This is a genomic window from Pseudomonas sp. AC172 (assembly GCF_979258595.1).
Window position 1 is genome coordinate 505,589 of the sequence record NZ_OZ409868.1, and the last position, 23,170, is coordinate 528,758.

14 protein-coding genes are annotated in these 23,170 nt (G+C 60.8%); 5 read left to right on the plus strand and 9 right to left on the minus strand.

The genetic code is table 11. From position 1 onward, the window contains the following. Positions 1-41 precede the first annotated feature (41 nt). Together ptrR and ACZ0A4_RS02440 are read left to right on the plus strand one after the other, a co-directional pair. Positions 42-935, plus strand: coding sequence for a putrescine utilization regulator PtrR (ptrR, locus tag ACZ0A4_RS02435; protein WP_463572928.1), 894 nt, complete (start codon positions 42-44; stop codon positions 933-935). A 142-nt stretch (positions 936-1,077) separates the two neighbouring features. Continuing rightward, the gene (locus tag ACZ0A4_RS02440; protein WP_007914492.1) at positions 1,078-1,206 is read left to right on the plus strand and encodes a PA1414 family protein; all 129 of its coding nucleotides are present in this window, start codon (positions 1,078-1,080) and stop codon (positions 1,204-1,206) included. 104 nt (positions 1,207-1,310) lie between these two features. Here ACZ0A4_RS02440 and ACZ0A4_RS02445 read toward each other — a convergent pair whose 3' ends face one another. From ACZ0A4_RS02445 to speB, 6 genes are all read right to left on the minus strand, one after another. Next, the gene (locus ACZ0A4_RS02445) at positions 1,311-1,559 is read right to left on the minus strand and encodes a phosphopantetheine-containing protein (RefSeq protein WP_016985936.1); all 249 of its coding nucleotides are present in this window, start codon (positions 1,557-1,559) and stop codon (positions 1,311-1,313) included. A 43-nt stretch (positions 1,560-1,602) separates the two neighbouring features. After that, the gene (locus ACZ0A4_RS02450; protein ID WP_463572930.1) at positions 1,603-2,328 is read right to left on the minus strand and encodes an MBL fold metallo-hydrolase; all 726 of its coding nucleotides are present in this window, start codon (positions 2,326-2,328) and stop codon (positions 1,603-1,605) included. An 86-nt stretch (positions 2,329-2,414) separates the two neighbouring features. After that, positions 2,415-3,794, minus strand: a complete 1,380-nt coding sequence (locus ACZ0A4_RS02455) for a sodium:solute symporter family protein (protein WP_463572931.1) — start codon at positions 3,792-3,794, stop codon at positions 2,415-2,417. 155 nt (positions 3,795-3,949) lie between these two features. Further along, a complete protein-coding gene (locus tag ACZ0A4_RS02460; protein ID WP_463572933.1) occupies positions 3,950-5,461 on the minus strand; it encodes a purine-cytosine permease family protein in 1,512 nt (503 codons plus the stop codon). A 56-nt stretch (positions 5,462-5,517) separates the two neighbouring features. Next, positions 5,518-5,940, minus strand: coding sequence for a YybH family protein (locus ACZ0A4_RS02465; RefSeq protein ID WP_463572934.1), 423 nt, complete (start codon positions 5,938-5,940; stop codon positions 5,518-5,520). Between the two features lie 10 nt (positions 5,941-5,950). Then, the gene (speB, locus tag ACZ0A4_RS02470; protein WP_008086245.1) at positions 5,951-6,901 is read right to left on the minus strand and encodes an agmatinase; all 951 of its coding nucleotides are present in this window, start codon (positions 6,899-6,901) and stop codon (positions 5,951-5,953) included. A 409-nt stretch (positions 6,902-7,310) separates the two neighbouring features. Here speB and ACZ0A4_RS02475 point away from each other — a divergent pair, with 409 nt between their 5' ends. Together ACZ0A4_RS02475 and ACZ0A4_RS02480 are read left to right on the plus strand one after the other, a co-directional pair. Further along, positions 7,311-8,204, plus strand: a complete 894-nt coding sequence (locus ACZ0A4_RS02475; RefSeq protein ID WP_463572935.1) for a LysR family transcriptional regulator — start codon at positions 7,311-7,313, stop codon at positions 8,202-8,204. A 5-nt stretch (positions 8,205-8,209) separates the two neighbouring features. Beyond that, the gene (locus ACZ0A4_RS02480) at positions 8,210-8,806 is read left to right on the plus strand and encodes a tRNA-uridine aminocarboxypropyltransferase (protein WP_463572937.1); all 597 of its coding nucleotides are present in this window, start codon (positions 8,210-8,212) and stop codon (positions 8,804-8,806) included. Positions 8,807-8,881: 75 nt separating this feature from the next. Here the strand turns inward: ACZ0A4_RS02480 and ACZ0A4_RS02485 are convergent, their stop codons facing one another. The 3 genes from ACZ0A4_RS02485 to ACZ0A4_RS02495 all read right to left on the minus strand — a co-directional run bounded on the left by ACZ0A4_RS02485 (position 8,882) and on the right by ACZ0A4_RS02495 (position 13,895). Continuing rightward, positions 8,882-10,243 (minus strand): HlyD family type I secretion periplasmic adaptor subunit, encoded by a 1,362-nt coding sequence (locus ACZ0A4_RS02485; protein WP_016985930.1) that lies wholly within the window; start codon positions 10,241-10,243, stop codon positions 8,882-8,884. Positions 10,244-10,253: 10 nt separating this feature from the next. Beyond that, a complete protein-coding gene (locus ACZ0A4_RS02490; protein ID WP_463572938.1) occupies positions 10,254-12,413 on the minus strand; it encodes a type I secretion system permease/ATPase in 2,160 nt (719 codons plus the stop codon). 123 nt (positions 12,414-12,536) lie between these two features. Beyond that, complete coding sequence (locus ACZ0A4_RS02495; protein WP_160056676.1) at positions 12,537-13,895, minus strand: TolC family outer membrane protein; 1,359 nt, start codon at positions 13,893-13,895, stop codon at positions 12,537-12,539. A gap of 532 nt (positions 13,896-14,427) precedes the next feature. Here ACZ0A4_RS02495 and ACZ0A4_RS02500 point away from each other — a divergent pair. After that, positions 14,428-23,028, plus strand: a complete 8,601-nt coding sequence (locus ACZ0A4_RS02500; RefSeq protein ID WP_463572939.1) for a retention module-containing protein — start codon at positions 14,428-14,430, stop codon at positions 23,026-23,028. The last annotated feature ends 142 nt before the right edge of the window (positions 23,029-23,170 follow it).

The window sequence follows — 23,170 nt, forward strand, 5'->3', positions numbered from 1 at the left end:
TGAATAATAGTGAGTAACTTGTTCTGTTCTGGAGAAAGCTCGTGGAATTCAGCCAACTGCGGATTTTTCAGGCCGTGGCCGAAGAAGGGTCGATCACCCGCGCCGCCGAACGCCTGCACCGGGTGCCATCGAACCTGTCGACCCGGCTTAAACAGCTCGAAGAGCAACTGGGTGTCGAGCTTTTCGTCCGTGAGCGTCAGCGTTTGCAACTGTCGCCTGCGGGAAAAGTCCTGTTGGATTACACCGGCAAACTGTTCGCCCTTCGCGATCAGGCCAGTGCCGCGGTGATGGGCGGCAAACCGGCCGGCGACTTCGCTCTGGGCACCATGTACAGCACGGCAGCGATCCATTTGCCGGCGCTGCTGGCGCAGTATCACAAGCAGTATCCGGCAGTGAATCTGCAGGTGCAGTCGGCGCCGAGCGGGGAGTTGCTGGAAGGGTTGCTGACCGGACGCCTGGATGCCGCGTTGGTCGATGGCCCGCTGGAACTGGCGGGGCTCGACGGGGTGCCGTTGTGCGAAGAGCGATTGGTGTTGATCACCGAACCTGATCATCCGCCAGTGCATAGCGCCCGGGACGTTGAAGGGCGGTCGGTGTTCACCTTTCGTCGCGGATGTTCGTATCGCATGCGTCTGGAGGCGTGGTTTTCGCACTATCACGCGACGATGGGCCGGGCGATGGAGATCGAATCCTATCAGGGCATGCTCGCCTGCGTGATTGCCGGCAGTGGTGTGGCGTTGATGTCGGAGTCGATGCTGGCCAGTCTGCCGGGGCGTGAAAGCGTCGCGGTGCACCCTTTGGCCGAATCATTTTCGGGTGCGACAACATGGCTCATGTGGCGCAAGGGCATGGTCGGCGCCAACCTCAATGCCTGGATTGAGGTGCAGCAGGCTGTCTATCCTGCGGCTCAGATCGAAACCCGGGAAACAGCCTGAACCAATCTCGGCGAATTCTGTTCAATTCAGTAACAGATCATTGCGGATTTGGCCGAGCATTGCGTAGGACTTCGGACTATTATCAGTGCGAAGCGGCCTCAGAATTCCGGTCGCTCAGCACCACCCTGAAGGGGGCATGACGATGAAAGAGAAAATTCAAAACTGGCTGCACGATTTGGGTGTTGCCCTCGGTTTGATCGAACCGCCTCTGCAACCTGTACCGATCCGCACCGATGACGAGCAGCGCCGCCGTCAACAACGGCGCCGGTAACGCCCCCGATCCGAGATCAAAGGATTCAGATCAAGAAATCGCAGCCTTCGGCAGCTCCTGCACGGATAAATGTAGGAGCTTCCGAAGGCTGCGATCTTTTGCTTTTAATGACGGCCGATCTCCAGTAAAAAACGGCTCAAGTCATTCGCCGTCTTCGCGGTCTTGAGCATGCGGTCTTCCTCGGCGGTGAACGCCGTCAGCCCGAATTCATCTTCCAGATGAAAGATCAGATCTTCTATATCGGCTTTCTCCAGACCCAGTTGCACCAGACTGGTGTTGTCGGTGAACTCGCGGGTCTCCAGCAGACGGCGGATATATCGGTGCACGGCGGCACGCACGGCAGCTCTTCTCATGGCAGGTCTTTCTGATTGTTGTTGTGCTTGAGTGAAGCAGTCCTCAGGCGTGGCCGCGCAACCACTCGTCAATCATCGAGCGCAAATGCTCCCCGGAAAAACTGCCGAAGTGCCCGCCATGCACCGTGCGGATCGGCAACGCCTGCAAACGCCGCAGGCTGGCGGCGTAGTCCTCGAGATTCGAATGGTAGGCGTCTTCGATCAATGGCCCGTCGTAGATGATGTCGCCGCTGAACAGGATTTGCGTCGCCGCCTCATACAGGCTGATCCCGCCCGGCGAATGCCCCGGCGTGTGCAGCACTTGCAGCGTGCGATTGCCCAGATCGAGCACATCACCGTCCTCGACAAACCCGGTGGCCGGCGCGGCTTTGACCCGATATTCGGCGTAGCACAACGGGCAATCCGGGTGCGCCTCGAACATGTCATCGCCGACGAAGGCGCGGCTCAAATCATTCTCGCCATTCGGCGCCGCAAGGATGTCGGCCTCGGCGGGATGCACCAGACGCTCGGCAAATTCGTGATGCCCGGCGATGTGATCGAAATGGCAATGACTGGCCACCGCCACCAACGGTCGCTCGGTGATCCATGGCAGCTGCTCGCGCAGGCTGACCAGCCCTGAACCGCTGTCCAGCAACAGGTCTTTGTCGCGGCCCTGAATGTGCCAGAGGTTGCAGCGGTAGAACGGGCGGATATACGGCTCATGGATCAGCCGAATGCCGTCACTGAGCGATAGCACTTCAAACCATTGCTCACGAGAAACAATCTTCATCAGCACTTTCCTTCAGACGTAAAAAAACGGGTGTGGCAACCGACGCCACACCCGTCGAAGAAAGCATCAAGTCGTTACATCAGAGCTTAGATCGCCCTTGCCACGGTTGCCGGGCGAGGGGAGACCAGGCTGACCACCACAAAGCTCACCAGACCCACAGCCAGGCTGTAGTAGATCGGCGTGTTCGCATCCAGACCGTCCTTGAACATGAACAGCAGCGCTGTGGCGAAACCCAGGCCCATGCTGGCGATTGCGCCGGCGGTGGTTGCGCGTTTCCAGAAAATCGCACCCATCAGCGGGATCAGCATGCCGCCCACCAACAGGTTGTAAGCGAGGGTCAGGGCGCTGATCACATCGTTCACCACCAGCGCGATACCCAGCACAACGATGCCGGTCAGCAGGGTGAACAGACGGTTGATGCCCAGGCTCGACGGTTTGCCGCCACGCAGTTTCGGCAGCAGGTCTTCAGTCAACGTGGTGGCGGCGGCGAGCAGGCCGGCGCTGGCAGTGGACATCATCGCAGCGAGTGCCGCAGCGATCACCAGACCCCGGATACCGTCCGGCAGCGACAGTTTGACGATGGCGGCGAAGGCGTTGTTGACGTTGTCCAGATCCGGGATCAGCACGTGCGCAGCCATGCCGATCAGCGCGCAGGCCAGACCGTAGACGATGCAGTAGATGCCCGCGATGCTGCCGGCATATTGCGCGACTTTGGCGGTCTTGACGGTGAACACCCGTTGCCAGATGTCCTGACCGATCAGGATGCCGAAGAAGTAGATCATGAAATAGGTGATGATCGTGTCCCAGCCGATGGTGGTGAAGCTGAAAGCAGTCGCGGGCAGTTTCAGCACCAGTTCGTCCCAACCGCCGACGCGGTACAGGCAGATCGGCAACAGGATGAACATCAGGCCCACGGTCTTGATGATGAACTGGACGATGTCGGTCAGGGTCAGCGACCACATGCCGCCAATCGCCGAGTAGATCACCACCACGCCACCGCCGAGCAATACCGAGATCCAGAACGGCAGGCCGAACAGCACTTGCAGCACGGTGCCGATCGCGAGGATCGAGGTCACGCCGATCATCAGTGCGTAGGCCAGCATGATTGCTGCGCTGGCCGAGCGGGCCATCGGGTTGTAGCGTTTTTCCAGGACCTGGGTCACGGTGTAGATCTTCAGTTTCAGCAGCGGTTTGGCCAGGAACAGGTTCAGCGCAACGATGCCGCAACCGAGTGCCGCACACAGCCAGAAACCGGAGATGCCGTGCACGTAACCGAGACGCACGGTGCCGACGGTAGACGCACCACCGAGCACGGTCGCGGCCATGGTGCCCATATACAGGCTTGGGCCGAGGTTGCGACCGGCAACGAGAAAGTCCTCGTTGGTCTTGGCCTTGCGCATGCCGAAGTAGCCGAGCAAGAGCATGCCGGCGGCGTAGATGAGGACGACGAATAAATCCAAAGCCATGATGGCGTGTCTCCGATTGTCTTTTTTATGTTGAGGCTGAATTCGAATCTCACTGTTGGAGCGAGCTTGCTCGCGAAGGCGGCGGCACATTCAAAAGTGATGTGACTGATAGATCGCTTTCGCGAGCAAGCTCGCTCCCACAGATAGGCGTTTACTCAGGCGGCTTGGCGCATTGCTGCTTTAACCGGCGACTTCGCCCCCTGGCTACGGACATCCGTCGGGCCGAACACTTCGCGCGGTTCCGGGAACAGGCTCAGCAGCGTCAGGTACACCACTGAGGCCAGGCCCAGGGTCACCGGTAAACTGATGTCGATGCCGCCGGCCATTTCACCCAGTGGGCCAACGAACTGCCCTGGCAAATTGACGAAGCACAGGCCAACGGCCGCGCTCGGAATCCACGCACCCAGACCGCGCCAGTTCCAGCCATGGCTGAACCAGTAGCGTCCGCCCTGTTCGCCGCGCGTGAACACTTGCAGGTCATCCGGGCAGTAGAAGCCGCGACGTACCAGCAGGCCGATGATCATGATCACCATCCATGGCGTGGTGCAGGTGATGATCAGCACAGCGAAGGTCGACACGCTCTGCACCAGATTCGCGGCAAAGCGACCGATGAAGATGAAGGCAATCGACAGCACGCCGATCAGCAGCGTCGCTTTCACTCGTGACAGCACGCGCGGGAACACGCTGGACATGTCCAGCCCGGTGCCATAAAGCGAGGTGGTGCCGGTGGACATGCCGCCGATCACCGCAATCAGGCACACCGGCAGGAAGAACCAGCTCGGCGACACTGCCAGCAAACCGCCGACATAGTTGTTCGCCGCGATGTAGTCCGGCGCCTTGATCGCGACGATGGTCGCGGTGGTCAGGCCGAACAGGAACGGGATGAACGTGGCGATCTGCGACAGCACAACCGCCGCCATGATGCGTTGTTTGGAGGTGTCACGCGGGATGTAGCGCGACCAGTCACCGAGGAACGCGCCGAAGGAAATCGGGTTGCTCATCGCCACCAGCGCAGCGCCGATGAACGCGGCCCAAAAGCCCGGCTGACCGAGGCTCACCGTACCGGCGTAGTTGACGTCGAAAGGACCGGCGAAGGCGAAGATGCCCAGCAGGAATAACAGGCTGGCGCTCCACACCGCGATCTTGTTCACCCACAGCAGAAAGCGGAAGCCGTAGATGCACACGGTCAGCACCAGAATCGCGAACAGACCGTAAGCCAGACCCAGGGTCAGGTCGGTTTCCGGCAGACCGATCAGGCGTTTTGCACCACCGATCAGCGCATCCCCCGAACTCCACACCGAGAGCGAGAAAAACGCGATAGCGGTCAACAGCGACAGGAACGAACCGACGATCCGCCCGTGCACGCCGAAATGCGCACCGGACGACACGGCATTGTTGGTGCCGTTGAGCGGGCCGAACAGGCCCATCGGTGCGAGGATCAGCGAGCCGAGCAGCACGCCCGACACAATCGCCCAGACGCCGGCCTGAAAAGACAGACCGAACAGCACCGGGAAACTGCCGAGCACGGCGGTGGCAAAGGTATTCGAACCACCGAAGATCATCCGGAACAAGTCCGTCGGGCCTGCGCTGCGTTCGTGGTCCGGGATCTGTTCGACCCCGTGGGTTTCAATCTGCGTAAGGCTTTGGTCGTTGTTGTTGTTATTCATGATCTGCTCCGATCATAAAGGCGCGCCTCATCGTGCGTGAGGCGTCACCTGTTTGGCTAAGGGGATGGCAGCCCTTCCGGCATTGCGGACAAATGTTCGTGGCAGGCCAGCCAATGGCCTTGTTGTTCTAGGCTCGACGCTTGTTTCCTGAAAACAATCGTCTCGCGCTCCTGGCTGAAGTGTTGCTCCCCTTGCATGCGCAGCTCGGTGGCCACGTCATGGATGAAAATCGCCACGTCACCCTGCAGGCTGACGAAGGCGTTGCTCGAGGTGCACGAGAGCACCTCGAAGCCATCCTCGGCGCGCCAGTTGTCCCACAAGGCCTGATAGGCATCGCGCGACAGCAGCGGCTGTTCGAGGGTGTAGAAGACGAAACTTGCATCGGCGCTGAACGCGCCGAAGTAAGCTTCGCGATCGTTACGGGCGAAGGCGGCCACCAGTTCGGCAGCCGCTTGCAAAACCTGATCACGTTCATTCATGACCCGACCCTCAGCGATGGACCACGCCAGGCAGTACGCAGAGCATTTCGTACAGCAGGTTGGCGGCCAGCAGCGAGGTGTTGCCGGTGGTGTCATAAGCGGGCGAGACTTCTACCAGATCGCAACCGATCAGGTCGAGGCCTTGGCAGCCGCGAACGATTTCAATCGCCTGAATGGTCGTCAGACCACCGATTTCCGGGGTGCCGGTGCCAGGGGCCCAGGCCGGATCGATTCCGTCGATGTCGAAACTCAGGTACACCGGACCGCCGCCAACTTTTTCGCGTACTTCGGCCATCAGTGGCGCCAGCGACTTGTGCCAGCACTCTTCGGCCTGAACTACGCGGAAGCCCTGATCGCGGCTCCAGTTGAAGTCATCAGCGGTGTAACCCTGAGCGCGCAGACCAATTTGCACCACGCGGTCGCAGTCCAGAAGGCCTTCTTCGACGGCGCGACGGAAGGTCGTGCCGTGAGCGATCTTCTCGCCGAACATGTGATCGTTGACGTCAGCGTGGGCATCGATGTGCACCAGGCCGACCTTGCCGTGCTTCTTATGAATCGCCCGCAGGATCGGCAGGGTGATGGTGTGGTCGCCACCCAGGGTCATCGGGATCACGTTGTGCTCGAGGATGTTGTCGTAGGCTTCTTCGATGATGCGCACGGCGTCGAGCAGGTTGAAGGTGTTGATCGCCACGTCACCGATGTCGGCCACGGCCAGCGAGTCGAACGGCGCAGCGCCGGTCGCCATGTTGTAGGGGCGGATCATCACCGATTCGGTGCGGATGTCACGTGGCCCGAAGCGGGTGCCGGGGCGCAGTGAAGTACCGATGTCCAGTGGCACGCCTACGAAAGCAGCGTCCAGGCCGGCAGCGGTCGGTACATGGGGGAGTCGGAGCATGGTGGCGATGCCGCCGAAGCGCGGCATTTCGTTGCCGCCCAGTGGTTGGTGAAGAATCTTGTCCACGGGTAGGGCCTCATCGTCTTTGTTTTATTTATATCGGCGCGCCGTTGAGCACGGGGTCGGGCGCCGCTGTGGGGCCGATGATGCGAAATGTAGTGCGGGGAAAGAATCGCTACGGGCAAAAACTTAGTTCAGATTTTTCTAAACTAATGGCGAGGCTGGGATTAGACTTTGGCGGATTCGAATGGTGTGTTCGGCTGGGGATTGTTGCCCTCATCGGAACGCCGCCCGCCCAGCCCTCTCCCCCAGGAGAGGGAGCTGATCTCCATTGCTTTCAAATCCTGAGTTCGACTCGATATCGCAGGTCGGCGTAAATCCTCATAACAGCTCGGTAGGCTCCCTCTCCCTCCGGGAGAGGGCTGGGGTGAGGGGCTTTTCCCACAGACACACAGTTACAAAGCCCGGAGCAGACATGGCCAACGCTTTACCCGACCTGAAACTATTGCGCATTTTCGTCAGCGTCGTGCGTCATCAGGGTTTTGCCAACGCGCAACAGGAACTCAACCTGTCGACCTCGGCGATCAGCACCTACATGAGCCAGCTAGAAGCCGCGCTCGGCCTGGTGCTGTGCCATCGCGGACGCGGCGGGTTCAGCCTGACCAGCAAGGGTGAGTTGTTCCATCAGGAAACCCTGCGCCTACTCGCCGAACTTGAAGGTTTCGAGCAATACGCCGCCGCGCTCAAGGGCGAACTGCGCGGCACACTCAACCTCGGTGTGATCGATTCCACCGTCAGCGACAAGGCACTGCCCTTCGCCGAAGCCATCGGCGCCTACAGCCAGGAACACCCGGCGGTGCATTTGCATCTGTCGGTGATGAGCCCGTACGAACTGCAACTCGGCGTGCAGGACAACCGCCTCGACCTGGCCATCGGCGCGTTCTCCACGCGCATGAGCGGTCTGGTCTACATGCCGCTGTACCGCGAGCAGCACTGGTTGTATTGCAGCAGCCGGCATCCGTTGTTCAACGAGCGGCGGATTCCTGAGCAGGTCATCACCCAGCAGCGCATGGTCGGACGTGGTTACTGGAGCCAGGCCGAACTGGCGCGCCACGGCTTCAAACACAGCGCCGCGACGGTGGAAAGTATGGAAGCGCAGTTGATCCTGGTGCTGTCCGGTGCCTACATCGGTTACTTGCCGGAGCACTATGCTCAGGCCTGGGCCGACAAGGGTGACTTGCGTGTGTTGCTGCCGGCGACCTTCGGTTATCAGGCGCCATTCTCGATGATCATGCGCCGGGGCCGTAGCCGTGAACCGCTGATCCAGACTTTCCGCGATTTGCTCAAAGCACAGCTCAATCAGGTTTAAGACCGATGTCCAGAATTCAATGCCCGCGCTGCCTGCGCCCACAAACCCATTGCCTGTGTTCGCTGATCCCGAGCCTCGCCAGCCGCACGCGGGTGTTGCTGTTGCAGCATCCGAGCGAGGTCAATCATGCATTGAATACCGCGCGGTTGGCGGCACTCGGGTTGAGCAATGCCGAGCTGATCGTTGGTGAGGTGTTCGAGGATTTGCCGGCGATGTTGAACCGGCCAGGGTATCAGGCGCGGTTGCTGTTTCCGGCTGATGATGCGCAACCGATGCAGGCTTATGGCGAGTCCGATGAGCCACTGTTGCTGGTCGTTCCGGATGGCACCTGGCGCAAGGCGCGCAAGATGTTGCACCTCAATCCGCTGCTGGCGGCGTTGCCACGGGTGACACTGGCCGAGGGTGGCGTATCGCGCTATCGCTTGCGCAAGGCGCCGGGACCGGGGGCGTTGTCGACCATCGAGGCGATTGTGCAGGCGTTGCAGACGCTGGAGGCACCGGCGTCATTCGAGTCATTGCTCAGGCCGTTCGAGGCGTTGATCGAGGGGCAGATTGCGGCGATGGGGGAGGAGACCTTTCAGCGTAATCATGCTGAAAAATAGTCGGTGTTCTTGCTGGCCTCATCGCTGGCTTGCCAGCGATGGGGCCAGTCAATTCAACACAAAATCCGGATATCTCTAGCGTTCGCGCATCGCCTCGGTCCGCGCTTTCAGCACTGGTTTAAGCAAGTAATCCAGGACACTTTTCTCCCCGGTAATAATGTCCACCGTCGCCACCATCCCCGGGATGATCAGCAGCGGTTTCACATCCCCGCCCAAATGGTTTTTATCGGTACGCACCTGAATCAGATAGAAACTGTTGCCCTTGTCATCGGTAATCGTGTCGGCGCCGATCAACTCAAGCTTGGCGCTCAGCCCGCCGTAAATCGTGTAATCGTAGGCACTGAACTTGACCATGGCTTTCTGGCCCGGATGCAGGAACGCGACGTCCTGCGGACGCACCTTGGCCTCGATCAGCAGGTTGTCTTCCAGCGGCACGATTTCGACCATGTCGCTGCCCGGTTGAACCACGCCACCGATGGTGTTGACCTTCAATTGCTTGATCACCCCGTGCACCGGTGAGGTCACCGTCGTGCGGGTGACGCGGTCGTCGATGGCGATGCTGGTCGCGGTGATTTTCGACAGGTCGGTGCGTTTCTCATTCAGCTCTTTCGCCGCCTCGGAGCGGAAGGTTTGCTCCGACTCGTCGATCTTGCTGCGGATCTCGGCAATCGCCGATTCGGCGCGGGGAATCGCCAGGGTCGTGGCGTTTAGCGAGCCTCGGATTTCTACCGCGCTGCGCTTGAGGCGGAGGATTTCCACGGGTGACACCGCACCGGTTTTCACCAGCGGTTCGGACATGTTCATCTCTTGCTGCAGCAACGCCAGACTCGAGCTGAACTGACCTTGCTTGGAGCGAAACTCGGCCAGTTCCTGAGTCTTCTGCCGCAGTTGTTCGCTCAACGTGCGCTGCTCGCTGGCCAAGCGGCGCTGGCGTTGTTCGTACAGTGAGCGTTCGTCCTCGGCGACTTGCGGCGCTTTGGCGATCACCTCATCGGAAAGCTTGAACGGCCGCCCCTCGGCCTCCGCCGACAGCCGTTCGACCTGCGCCGTCAGCGCATAACGATCAGCCTCGCTCTCGCCCTTGTTCGAGCGAAAGCGCGTGTCATCCAGGCGCAGCAGGGTATCGCCCTTGTTCACCATTTGCCCTTCACGCACAAAGATCTCGGTGACGATGCCGCCTTCGAGGTTCTGGATCACCTGCACCTTGCTCGATGGAATCGCCTTGCCTTCGCCCATGGTCACTTCTTCGAGCACGGCGAATTTGGCCCAGACCACCGCACTGATCAGCAGCGCCGCCGCCAGCCACACGGTGATCCGTGACCAGCGCGGCGAATCCTGTAACGAAGCGCCAGCGGTTTCCGGCATGAATTCGGCTTCGGCGCTTTTACCGAAACTGTCGAAGTAGCCGCGATCTTTGCTATCGGAGGAAGCAGACATGGGGCAACTCCTAGACCGCCGCCGAGCCGACACGGCCCTTGCGCAGTGCATCGATGACCGCTTCTTTGGGACCGTCAGCGACGACCCGGCCGTTGTCCAGCACCAGCAACCGGTCCACCAGACTCAGCATCGAGGTGCGGTGGGTGACCAGCAGCAATGTCTTGCCTTGCACCCAGCCGTGCAGCTTCTGCCGCAGTTGGTCTTCGCTGCTGTTGTCCATGGCACTGGTGGGTTCGTCGAGCAGCATGATCGGTGGATCGAGCAACAGCGAACGCGCCAGCAACACCGCCTGACGCTGACCGCCGGAGAGCAATTGTCCGCGCTCGCCCACTGGCCGATCGAAGCCTTGCGGATGCTGGCGAGCGAGTTCGGTAACGCCAGTCAGTTCGGCCACTTCGAGCATCCGCGAATCGCTGATATAACGTGCGCCGAGAGTCAGGTTGTCGCGCAGGCTGCCGGCCAGCAGCGGCAGGTCGTGGGCGACGTAACCGATTTGCTGGCGCAGGTCGGCGACGTCGAGTTGGCGCAGGTCGAGGCCGTCGAGCAGCAGTTGGCCTTCTTGGGGTTCATAGAAACCCATGACCAATCGCGCCAAGGTGCTTTTGCCTGAACCGCTGCGGCCGATGATGCCGACCCGTTCGCCGGGTTTCAGACTGAAGCTGACATTGCTCAGCGCCGGGGCATTCTGGCCGTTGTAGTGAAAGGTCACGCCGCTGACGTCCAGCGCACCTTGCAGTTGCGTGCGTTCCAGTGGCCGCTGTTTGCCATCGCGTTCCTGCGGCAGGGCCATCAGCGCATCGGTGCTTTTCATGGTCAATTGCGCTTGCTGATAGCGGGTGATCAGCCCGGCGATCTGCCCCAGCGGCGCGAGTACACGACTGCCGAGCATGTAACTGGCGACCAGCGCACCGACGCTGAGGTTGCCGGCGATGATGCTGTAGACCCCGGCGACAATCGTCGCCATCCCCGAAAACTGTTGAATGAACAGCGTGCCGTTGGTGGCCAGCGCCGATAGATTGCGCGCGTGGCTGTCGAGGCGGGTGAGGGCGCCGTGGGTGCTTTCCCATTTGTGCTGGCGCTCGCTCTCGGCGCTGCAAGCCTTGAGGGTTTCCAGGCCACCGAGGGTTTCAATCAGCACCGCTTGGCGTTCGGCGCCGAGGCTCAGGCTCTTTTGCACGGTGTCACGCAGGCGCACCTGAATGATCATCGCGAAGAGGATGGTGATCGGAAACGCCAGCAGCGGAATCACCACCAGCCAGCCGCCGAGCAGGCCGATCACCACCAGCATCAGCACCACGAAAGGCAGATCGATCAGGCTGGTCAGGGTCACCGCCGTGAGAAATTCACGCAGCCCCTGAAAGTCATGAATGCTCTGGGCAAAACCGCCAATGGTCGCCGGCCGTGCCTTCATCGACATACCGGTGATGCGCTCGAACAACGTCGCGGAAAGGATCACATCGGTTTTCTTGCCGGCGGTGTCGAGCAGGTGCGCGCGGACCACCCGCAGTACCAATTCAAACCCGGTGCCTATCAGCAAGCCGATCGACAGCACCCACAGGGTCGACGTGGCCTGATTCGGCACCACGCGGTCGTAGGTCTGCATGACAAACAGCGGCACCATCAGACCCAACAGGTTGATCAGAAAACTGGCGAGGATTGCATCGCTGTACAGCCATTTCGACAGTTTCAGGGTGTCGCGAAACCACGCATGCACCCGTGGTACCAGCGGCGAGCGCAGATCTTCGAGTTCGTGGCGCGGGCGGGCGAACAAGGCCTGGCCGCTATAGTGCTCGGCGAGTTCTTCACGGTTGATCCATTGCTCGCCGCCATCGGCTTCGCTGGGCAGGATCAGCGCTTTGCCGTCGTCGCCGAAGCGCCGTAAAACAGCAGTGCGACCGTCGTTGAGGAGCAGCAGAATCGGTAGATTGAGTGGCGAGATGTCTTTCAGATCGCGGCGCAAAATACGCGCCTGCAACCCGGCCCGGGCGGCAGCGCGGGGCAGCAGGTCCAGACTCAGACGCGGTTTGTTGAGGGGCAGCCCGGCGCTCAGGCTGGCACGACTGACCGTCGCGCCATGCAGTTTGCAGAGGATCAACAGACCGTCGAGTAACGGATCATCGAAGCTCAGCCGCGGATCAATCCCGGAGTGGCCGGGTTCCATGCTGGTCATATTGATCGCTCCCCTGTTACGGCTTCATTGATCGTTCCCATGCACTGCGCTCGACGCGTGATCGTTCCCACGCAGAGCGAGGGAACGGTCAGATCGCAGCCTTCGGCAGCTCCTGCATGGGACTTACTTCAGTTCGGGCAGGCGCGCTTCGTTTTTCACTTCGGTCGCTGCGATCGCATCGGCGGGCAGCACGACCCGCTGCTTGCTCAGCAACTGGCCCATGTTCGCCAGCACGCGGTACATCGAATATTCCTCGGTGTAGCGGATTTCGGTGTAACGACGGTTGGCGTTGTACAGCTCGTTTTCACTGTCGAGCAGGTCGAGCAGGGTGCGTTGGCCGAGGCCGAACTGATCCTGATACGCGGCACGCACGCGTTTGGTGGTTTCGGCGTATTCGCGGGCGGTCGGGGTCTGTTTCTTCGCATTGACCATGGCGTTCCACGCCAGGCGGATGTTTTCGTTGAGTTGGCGCAGGGCGTTGTTGCGGATGTCCATCGCCTGGTTGATCTGATGCGCATCGGAGGCCAGTCGCGCCTTGTCGCTGCCGCCGCGGAACAGGTTGTAGTTCATCACCACACCCACGCGCCATTCGTTGTCGTGGCCTTCATCGCCCTGCACGTTGTTGTTCGCGCCGACGGCCGCTTCAGCGTCGAAGCGTGGATAGAACGGCGACTTGGCGACTTCGTACTGGCTCTCGGCCGATTGCACATCAGCCTGCGCCGATTTCAGATACGGGTTGTTATCGACCATGCTCTGCTGGGCTTCACGCAATTCGGTTGGCAGTTCGCCACGGGTCGAGGCCGGGGTTTCCAGCTCATCGGGCATGCGCCCGACCACGCTGTAGAAGTTGGCTTCGGCGTCAGACAGGTCGACTTCGGCGGTGTCGAGGTTGTTTTGCGCCAACGCCTTACGGGCCACCGATTGGTCAGAGTCAGCGGTGCTGCCGACGCCACGCTCGGTGCGCAGGCCGATCTGGTCGTTGACGCGCAAATGCGCCTGCAGGTTGTTGCGGGCCAGCGTCACCAGTTCGCGCCGCTTGAGCACCTCGAGGTAGACCTCAATGGTACGCAGGGCCAGATCCTGGGCAGTGCCTTGCGCGTAGTACGCACGCGAATTGGACACGCCTTTGGTGCGCTCGACTTCGTTGGCGGTGTTGAAACCGTCGAACAGCATCTGCCGCAGACGCAGCTCGGACTGGGTGTAATTGAGGATTTCGGTGTGGTGATTACCGAAAGCCCGGGTGTTGGTGTTGTCGCTGTAGCCACGGCCGTAAGCGGCGTTCAAATCGACGGACGGATAGAAGCCGCCCTTGGCGACTTTGACTTGTTCATCAGCCGACAGGCGCGCATCCACGCGCGAAGCCAGTTCCGGGTGAGTGGCGATGGTGCTTTGGATGGCCTCGGTGAGGTTCATGGCCTGGGCTTGGGAAGTGCAAGCCATGGCCAGCAAAACCGCGCTGCAGAGGGGGGTTAGAACGCGCATGGGTGCATCTCCCTGAGTCCTGATGGTGTGTTACTGTCGCCAAATATTTGACGATATTTTTAGGTGTAGGCGTTTCACTCTTGTAACAACAGAGCTAAGAACATCCTGAAGCGTAGCTAAGAAAAAATTTTCATAAGGCTTATGCCGAAAAAAACTTATGCGCTTTGTAAAAACCGGCACATTGTTCAGCGTGAAAGCCTTTGTTTTATGCGCTTTAGGGAGCACAAAAAGGCTTGAGGAAAGTTCCACTCACTTTGCGACATACGGCGAAGTACTGCTGAAGGGGAGGGACGCGTAGCGGTTGATGAGCGACAGATTTTTGTCACTCTGGTGATTCACCACCGTTACGTAGCGTTAGTGGGCATGCTGTCTTGATCAGGGTTCGGAAGTGCTTGATCGCACTGAAGTTTTCCCAAGGCGCCACCTGCGAAACGAACTGTCGAAGGTGCGAGCGTCGCCTTCGACAACCCGATTGAGCCATGGGCTGCTTCGCTTACCAGTGCCGACGGTGGTCGGCAGCGGAGGATTTCACATGGCAACGCTCATCGGGATAGTCACTAAAGTCATTGGCCAGGTTTTCGCCCAGTCAGCCGACGGTACTAAACGCGCATTGGTTGAGGGGGATCGCCTGTATGCCGGCGATCAACTGATCACCGGCGCAGAAGGCGCCGTCGCCGTTCATCTGCAGAACGGCCAGGAACTGACCCTGGGGCGCGACAGCAGCCTGACCATGACCGGTCAGTTGCTGGCCGATCAGGCCGCCCACGTAAATGCGCCGGAAGCCTTGACCCCGAGCGAAGCGCAACTGACGGACGTTGAGCAGATCCAGAAAGCCATCGCCGCCGGTGACGACCCGAGCAAAACCGCTGAAGCCACGGCTGCCGGTCCGAACGCCGCAGGCGGTGCGCCGGGTGAGCTGGGCGGTGGCCACAGTTTTGTGTTGCTGACGGAAGTCGGCGGCCGGGTCGATCCGATCATCGGTTTCCCCACTGCCGGGTTCGGCGGTATTCCCGAATTCCCCGAAGAACGCCACAACGCCGTGATCGATAACGGCAATGACACCCCGGCGGTCGTGGTGCCGCCACCGGTCAACAATCCGGTAACCCTCACGGGCCTGGCCGTGCCCGGCGGCGAACTCAATCTCAATGAAGCCAATCTGCCTGACGGTTCGGCCGCCAACCCCGGCGCGCTCACCCAAAGCGGCAGCTTCACCGTGTCGGCACCGGATGGTCTGACCAGCCTGAGCATTGGCGGCATCAACGTTATCGTTGGCGGTGTGCCGATCGGCTTCCCGCAATCGATCACCTCGCAACTGGGTAACACCCTGACCATCACCGGGTACAACCCGGCGACTGGCGTTGTCAGCTATAGCTACACCCTCAATGGCAACGAAAGCCATGCGGCCGGCGACGGTGCCAACAATCTCAGCGAACAGTTCACCGTGATTGCCGGCGACAGCAATGGCGACACGGCGACCGGCACGCTCGACGTCAACATCACCGACGACGTGCCCAAAGCCTTTGATGACAGCAATGGCACGGCGTCTGAAACCCAGCTGACACTGACCGGCAACGTGTTGACCAACGATGTGCAAGGTGCCGATCGTGTAGCGACTGGCCCGGTCACTGCCGGTACATTCACCGGGACTTACGGCACCTTGGTGCTCAACGCCAACGGCACTTACACCTACACGCTGAACACCAACGATGCGGACTTCAAAAACCTGCACGGTGGTGGCAATGGCACGGAAACCTTCGCCTACACCATCACCGATTCGGACGGTGATACCAGCACCGCGAATCTGGTTTTGCAGATCCACAACAATGACGATCCGGTGGTCATCAACGGCCTGAACGTCGAAGGTGGAGAGTTGACGGTCTACGAGAAAAATCTCGGTGACGGCAGCGCGCCGGATTCCACCGCGCTCACCCAAAGCGGCAGTTTCACTGTCACTGCGCTTGACGGCGTGACGACCCTGACTGTCGGCGGCATTGCAGTCGTCACCGATGGTGTGGCAGCAGGCTTTCCTCAATCGGTCACCACACCGCTCGGCAGCACTCTGACCATCACCGGTTTCAACGCCACCACCGGCGTGGTCAGCTACAGCTACACCCTGGTCGACAACGAAGCGCATCCCACCGCCAACGGCGCGAACAATCTGCCCGAGCAGTTCGCCGTCACCGTGGTCGATGACAACGGCACCACGGCCAACGCGACCCTTGATGTGAATATCGTCGACGATCTACCCAAAGCCGTGGATGACTCCAACGTTGGCACTGCTTCTGAAACCAGTCTGACCCTGACTGGCAACGTTCTGACCAACGATGTGCAAGGCGCCGATCGCGTACCCACCGGCCCAGTGACGGCTGGCACTTTCACCGGCACTTACGGCACCTTGGTGCTCAACGCCAACGGCACTTACACCTACACCCTGAACACCAACGACGCAGACTTCAAAAACCTGCACGGCGGTGGCAACGGCACGGAAACCTTCGCCTACACCCTCACCGATTCGGACGGCGATACCAGCACGGCGAATCTGGTGCTGCAGATCCACAACAACGATGATCCGGTGATCATCAACGGCCTTGACGTCAATGGCGGCGAACTCACCGTTTACGAGAAAAACCTCACTGACGGCAGCGCACCGGATTCCACCGCGTTGACCCAAAGCGGCAGTTTCACTGTCACTGCGCTTGACGGCGTGACGACCCTGACTGTGGGTGGCATTGCCGTTGTCACCAACGGCGTGGCCGCAGGTTTCCCTCAATCGGTCACTACACCGCTCGGCAGCACACTGACCATCACGGGATTCAACGCCACCACCGGCGTGGTCAGCTACAGCTACACCCTGGTCGACAACGAAGCGCATCCCACCGCCAACGGCGCGAACAATCTGCCCGAGCAGTTCGCCGTCACCGTGGTCGATGACAACGGCACCACGGCCAACGCGACCCTTGATGTGAATATCGTCGACGATCTACCCAAAGCCGTGGATGACTCCAACGTTGGCACTGCTTCTGAAACCAGTCTGACCCTGACTGGCAACGTTCTGACCAACGATGTGCAAGGCGCCGATCGCGTACCCACCGGCCCAGTGACGGCTGGCACTTTCACCGGCACTTACGGCACCTTGGTGCTCAACGCCAACGGTACTTACACCTACACCCTGAACACCAACGACGCAGACTTCAAAAACCTGCACGGCGGTGGCAACGGCACGGAAACCTTCGCCTACACCCTCACCGATTCGGACGGCGATACCAGCACGGCGAATCTGGTGCTGCAGATCCACAACAACGATGATCCGGTGATCATCAACGGCCTTGACGTCAATGGCGGCGAACTCACCGTTTACGAGAAAAACCTCACTGACGGCAGCGCACCGGATTCCACCGCGCTCACCCAAAGCGGCAGTTTCACTGTCACTGCACTCGACGGCGTGACGACCCTGACTGTGGGTGGCATTGCCGTTGTCACCAACGGCGTGGCCGCAGGTTTCCCTCAATCGGTCACCACACCGCTCGGCAGCACACTGACCATCACCGGTTTCAACGCCATCACCGGCGTGGTCAGCTACAGCTACACCCTGGTCGACAACGAAGCGCATCCCACCGCCAACGGCGCGAACAATCTGCCTGAGCAATTCGCCGTCACCGTGGTCGATGACAACGGCACCACCGCCAATGCCACCCTCGACGTAAACATCGTCGACGACCTGCCCAAAGCCGTAGATGACGGCAACTCCGGCACCGCATCGGAAACCTTGCTGACCCTGACTGGCAATGTCCTGACCAACGATGTGCAAGGCGCCGACCGCGTACCGACCGGGCCGGTAACCCCAGGCTCGTTCACTGGCACTTACGGCACCTTGGTGCTCAACGCCAACGGCACGTACACCTACACCCTGGACACCAACGATGCCGACTTCAAGAACCTCCACGGCGGTGGCAATGGCACGGAAACCTTCGCCTACACCATCACCGATTCCGATGGCGATACCAGCACCGCGAATCTGGTGCTGAACATCCACAACAATGACGATCAGGTCTACCTCAATGGCCTCGACGTCAACGGCGGCGAACTGACGGTTTACGAAAAAAACCTCAGTGACGGCACCAGCCCTGACACGCCGGCCCTGACCCAGAGCGGCACCTTCACCGTCACCGCTCTCGACGGTCTGCAAACCCTGACCGTGGGCGGCATCAACGTGGTCACCGGTGGCGTGGCGGCAGGCTTCCCGCAATCGGTCGTCACGCCGCTCGGTAGCACGTTGACCATCACCGGTTACAACCCGGCGACCGGCGTGGTCAGTTACAGCTACACCCTGGTCGACAACGAGACTCACCCGAACGCCAACGGCGCCAACAGCATCACCGAGAACTTCAACGTCGTCGCCACCGACACTGATGGCAGCACCGCCAACGGTCAGATCAACGTCAACATCGTCGATGATTTGCCCAGCGCTCATCCTGACGCCGCATCGGTGGCAGAGGGCGGCACCGTCAGCGGCAACGTGCTGGACAATGACATCGGCGGCGCCGATGGCCCGGCCGTAACCGGTGCCGTGGTCGGCGTGCGCGCTGGCTCCGATACCTCGACTTCGGCGATAGGCGGCCTCAACAGCAACATCAATGGCACCTACGGTTACCTGACCCTGGACGCCAATGGCAACGCCGTTTACCACAGCAATCCCAACGCCGTGAGTGGTCCGGGCGCGGTGGATGTGTTCACCTATACCGTGCGCGATTCCGACGGTGATGAAAGCACCACCACCATCACCATCGATGTCGCCAACAGCAAACTGAACGCGACCAGCGACACCGACGTCACCGTCTACGAGAAAGCCCTCGACCTGACCAAGGACGGCGCGGATCTGGCGCCCGGTACGGTCACCGGCAGCGACCCGACCAGCACCGGCGAAACTGCGTCCGGCACCCTGGTCGGCTCGGTCACCGGGGCAGTCGGTGCGATCAGTTACGCGCTGGTTGGCAGCGCCACCGGCAACTACGGGCAAATCGTCCTCAACCCCAACGGCACGTACACCTACACGCTGACCTCGCCGGCGACCACCACGCCGCATGCTGACGACGGCGCCAATACCCTGAGCGAAACCTTCACTTATCAGGCCACCGATTCGCTGGGCAACATCGTCACCAGCACCATTGTCGTCAGCATCGTCGATGACGTGCCAAAAGCTGTGAACGACAGCAACGCCAACAGCGCTTCGGAAACGCAACTGACCCTGACCGGCAATGTGCTGACCAACGATGTGCAAGGTGCCGACGTGGTCGCGACCGGGCCGAATGCCGGGCCAATCACTGCCGGTACGTTCACCGGCACTTACGGCACGCTGGTGCTGAATGCCAACGGCACGTACACCTACACGCTGAACCCCAACGATGCCGACTTCAAAAACCTGCACGGCGGCGGCAACGGCACCGAGACGTTCACCTACACCCTGACCGATGCCGACGGCGATACCAGCACTGCCAACCTGGTGCTGAACATCCACAACAACGACGATCCGGTGGTGCTCAACGGCCTCGACGTCAACGGCGGCGAACTCACCGTCTACGAGAAAAACCTCAGCGACGGCACCAGCCCCGACACCCCGGCGCTGACCCAGAGCGGCACCTTCACCGTCACGGCGCTCGATGGCTTGCAAACCCTGACCGTCGGCGGCATCGCCGTGGTCACCAATGGTGTCGCCGCAGGCTTCCCGCAATCGGTCGTCTCGCCGCTGGGCAGCACCTTCACTGTCACCGGTTACAACCCGGCGACTGGCGTGGTCAGTTACAGCTACACACTGGTCGATAACGAAGCCCACCCGAGCGGTAACGGCGCGAATAGCCTCACTGAGAACTTCAACGTGGTGGCGACGGATACCGATGGCAGCACCGCCAACGGCCAGATCAACGTCAACATCATCGATGACCTGCCGACCGCCAAACCCGACACCGGCTCGGTGGCGGAGGGCGGTACGGTCAACGTCAGCGTGCTGGGTAATGACATCAGCGGTGCCGATGGCGCGGCCACGGTGGTCGGCGTGCGCGCCGGCAGCAATACCGGCACCTCGGCCATTGGCGGCCTCAACAGCAACATCAATGGCAACTTCGGTTACCTGACCCTTGATGCGTTGGGCAACGCCGTTTACCACAGCAACCCGAACTCGGTGAGCCCGCCGGGCGCCACCGACACCTTCACCTACACCATCCGCGACAGCGACGGCGATGAAAGCACCACGACTGTCACCATCAACGTCGCCGACAGCAAACTGGTGGCCTCGGTCGATCAGGACGTGACGGTCTACGAAAAAGCCCTCGATCTGAGCAAGGACGGCGCGGATCTGGCCCCTGGTACGGTCACCGGCAGCGACCCGACCAACACTGGCGAAACCGCCACCGGCACGCTGGTCGGCGCGGTCACTGGCGGCACGGGCGCGATCACCTACACCCTGGTTGGCAGCGCCACTGGCACTTACGGACAGATCCAGCTCAACGCCGACGGCACTTACACCTACACGCTGACCTCGGCGCCGAAAACCTCGCCGAGCGCTAACGACGGCGCGAACACCCTCAGCGAAAGTTTTACCTACAAAGCCACTGACGCGCTGGGCAACAGCACCACCAGCACCCTTGTGGTGAACATCGTCGATGACGTGCCAAAAGCCGTGGCGTCGGATCGTTCGGTCGCCGCGGTGGAAATCGACTCCAACCTGCTTATCGTCCTCGACATCTCCGGCAGTATGGCCGACGCCTCTGGCGTGCCGGGTCTGTCGCGACTGGCGCTGGCCAAGCAGGCGATCAGTGCCTTGCTCGACAAGTACGACGACCTCGGCGATGTCAAAGTCCAGCTCGTCACCTTCAGCAGCAACGCCACTGACCGAACCACGGTGTGGGTCGATGTGGCAACCGCCAAAACCATTCTCGCCGGACTCACCGCCGGCGGTGGCACCAACTACGACGCGGCAGTGGCGGTCATGCAAACTGCGTTCAACACCTCGGGCAAACTCACCGGGGCGCAGAACGTCGGTTACTTCTTCTCGGACGGTAAACCCAACGAAGGTGACATCAACGCTGCTGACGAAGCCGCGCTGAAAAACTTCCTCGATGCCAACAACATCAAGAACTACGCGATTGGACTGGGTAGCGGCGTGAGCAACGCCAACCTCGACCCGCTGGCGTACGACGGCATCAGCCATACCAACACCAACGCGGTAGTGGTCACCGACCTCAATCAGCTCAACTCTGTGTTGTCGGGCACGGTGCAGGGCGCGCCAGTTACCGGTTCGTTGCTGGGCGAGGGCGGCACCTTTGGCGCCGATGGCGGTTTCATCAAGTCCATCGTCGTTGACGGCACCACCTACACCTATGATCCGAAAGCCCTGAGCGGCCAAGGCTCGTTGACGCCAAGCGGCGGCACCAATCACGGTACTTTCAACACCGCCAACAACACGTTGAGCATCGCCACCAATAACGGCGGCACACTGCTGATCAATCTCGACACTGGCGACTACACCTACACCTCGCAGAAAACCACGGCGGTGGTCATCACCGAGAACATAGGCTTCACCGTCAGCGACAACGACGGCGACCTCGCCAGCTCGACGCTGACGGTAAAAGTGATCCCCAATGCGCCGCCAGTGGCGGTGGATGACCACGTCATCACCAACGTGCTGTCGGGCAATATCGTGGTGCCGGGCGAACTGTTGCTGGCCAACGACACCGATCCGAACAGCGATACTCTCAACGCCACACCGACCACTTTCAACACCGGTTGGGCAGCGAAGGGCGCGGACTTCACCGGCACCGGCGCCATTACGTTCAGCGGTAACAGCAACAGCGCCGCCAACCAGACCCTGGCCGATGTGCGCAATGCGTTCGCGGCCAACACCGCAGCGATGACCGCTGTACTGGTGATCAGCGGCTACCTCGGCGCGGTGACCAACGCCAATGCCAACGATGAAGACCTGATCACCGTCAAACTGAAACAGGGCGAAACGCTGAACCTGGATCACAACCTGGCGGCCGGGCACGTCACCATGGAGTATTCGCTCAATGGCGGCGCGTTCGTGGCCATTGCCGACGGCGGCACCATCACCGCCAGCGCCGACGGCACTTACCAGATCCACATCACCAACATCACCAATACCAGTGGCAGTAACACCAATGCGGCGGAAAACTATCAACTGACCATGACCCTCAACTACGCCGGGGCCCACGACATCACCCCGGACTTCCACGGCAGCTACACCGCCAACGACAACCATGGCGGCAGCGACACCGCCAACGTGACCATCAGTTATCAGGACGGCCACACCCTCACCGGCACCTCGGGGGATGACGTGCTGGTGGCCGGCAGCGGCGACAACATCATCAACGCCGGCGACGGCAACGATGTGCTCACCGCAGGCTCAGGCAACAACGAGCTGCACGGCGGTGCCGGTAACGACTTGCTCTACAGCGGCCCGGGCAACGATTGGCTCGACGGCGGTACTGGCATCGACACTGCCAGCTACACCCACGCCACCGCCGGAGTGACGGTCAACCTCGGCCTGCTCGGTGCGCAAAACACCCTCGGTGCCGGCACTGACACCCTGACCGGCATCGAAAACCTCGTCGGCTCGAACTTCAACGACACCCTCACCGGCGATAACAATAACAACGTGATCAACGGTGGCCTCGGTAACGACATCCTCAACGGTGGCGGCGGTGATGACCTGCTGATTGGCGGCATGGGCAACAACACCCTGACCGGCGGCGCAGGGACCGACACCTTCCAGTGGCTCAAGGGCAACAGCGGCCACGACCTGATCACCGACTTCACCCCCGGCACTGACAAGCTCGACCTGTCGCAACTGCTGCAAGGCGAAAACGGCACCACCGCCTCGCTGGATGACTACCTGCACTTCACCGTCACCGGCAGCGGCGCCTCGGTGCTCACCAGCATCGACGTCAGCGCCATGGCCGGCGCCACGCCGAACCAGACCATCGACTTGGCCGGCGTCAACCTCGCCAGTCACTACGGCGTGACGCCGGGAGCGGGTGGGGTGGTGGCTGGCGGGCATGACACGGCGATGATCATCAGCGGGATGCTGAATGATCATTCGTTGAAGGTGGATACGGTGTAAGCGCAGTTTGAAACGACAAAACCCGCCGTCCCGTTCAACCGGGGCGGCGGGTTTTTTCTGCCTGTAGAGATGCATTGCCTGTCAGTCAGCCTTCGCGAGCAAGTCTGACGGTGCAACAGGGATTTGTGATCGGCGCAGATCC

Bases quoted from the DNA above. Each gene is read 5' to 3' on its own strand.
- ACZ0A4_RS02440 (WP_007914492.1), top strand. From the start codon at position 1,078: ATGAAAGAGAAAATTCAAAACTGGCTGCACGATTTGGGTGTTGCCCTC.
- ACZ0A4_RS02445 (WP_016985936.1), bottom strand. From the start codon at position 1,559: ATGAGAAGAGCTGCCGTGCGTGCCGCCGTGCACCGATATATCCGCCGT.
- ACZ0A4_RS02450 (WP_463572930.1), bottom strand. From the start codon at position 2,328: ATGAAGATTGTTTCTCGTGAGCAATGGTTTGAAGTGCTATCGCTCAGT.
- ACZ0A4_RS02455 (WP_463572931.1), bottom strand. From the start codon at position 3,794: ATGGCTTTGGATTTATTCGTCGTCCTCATCTACGCCGCCGGCATGCTC.
- ACZ0A4_RS02460 (WP_463572933.1), bottom strand. From the start codon at position 5,461: ATGAATAACAACAACAACGACCAAAGCCTTACGCAGATTGAAACCCAC.
- ACZ0A4_RS02465 (WP_463572934.1), bottom strand. From the start codon at position 5,940: ATGAATGAACGTGATCAGGTTTTGCAAGCGGCTGCCGAACTGGTGGCC.
- ACZ0A4_RS02475 (WP_463572935.1), top strand. From the start codon at position 7,311: ATGGCCAACGCTTTACCCGACCTGAAACTATTGCGCATTTTCGTCAGC.
- ACZ0A4_RS02480 (WP_463572937.1), top strand. From the start codon at position 8,210: ATGTCCAGAATTCAATGCCCGCGCTGCCTGCGCCCACAAACCCATTGC.
- ACZ0A4_RS02485 (WP_016985930.1), bottom strand. From the start codon at position 10,243: ATGTCTGCTTCCTCCGATAGCAAAGATCGCGGCTACTTCGACAGTTTC.
- ACZ0A4_RS02490 (WP_463572938.1), bottom strand. From the start codon at position 12,413: ATGACCAGCATGGAACCCGGCCACTCCGGGATTGATCCGCGGCTGAGC.
- ACZ0A4_RS02495 (WP_160056676.1), bottom strand. From the start codon at position 13,895: ATGCGCGTTCTAACCCCCCTCTGCAGCGCGGTTTTGCTGGCCATGGCT.
- ACZ0A4_RS02500 (WP_463572939.1), top strand. From the start codon at position 14,428: ATGGCAACGCTCATCGGGATAGTCACTAAAGTCATTGGCCAGGTTTTC.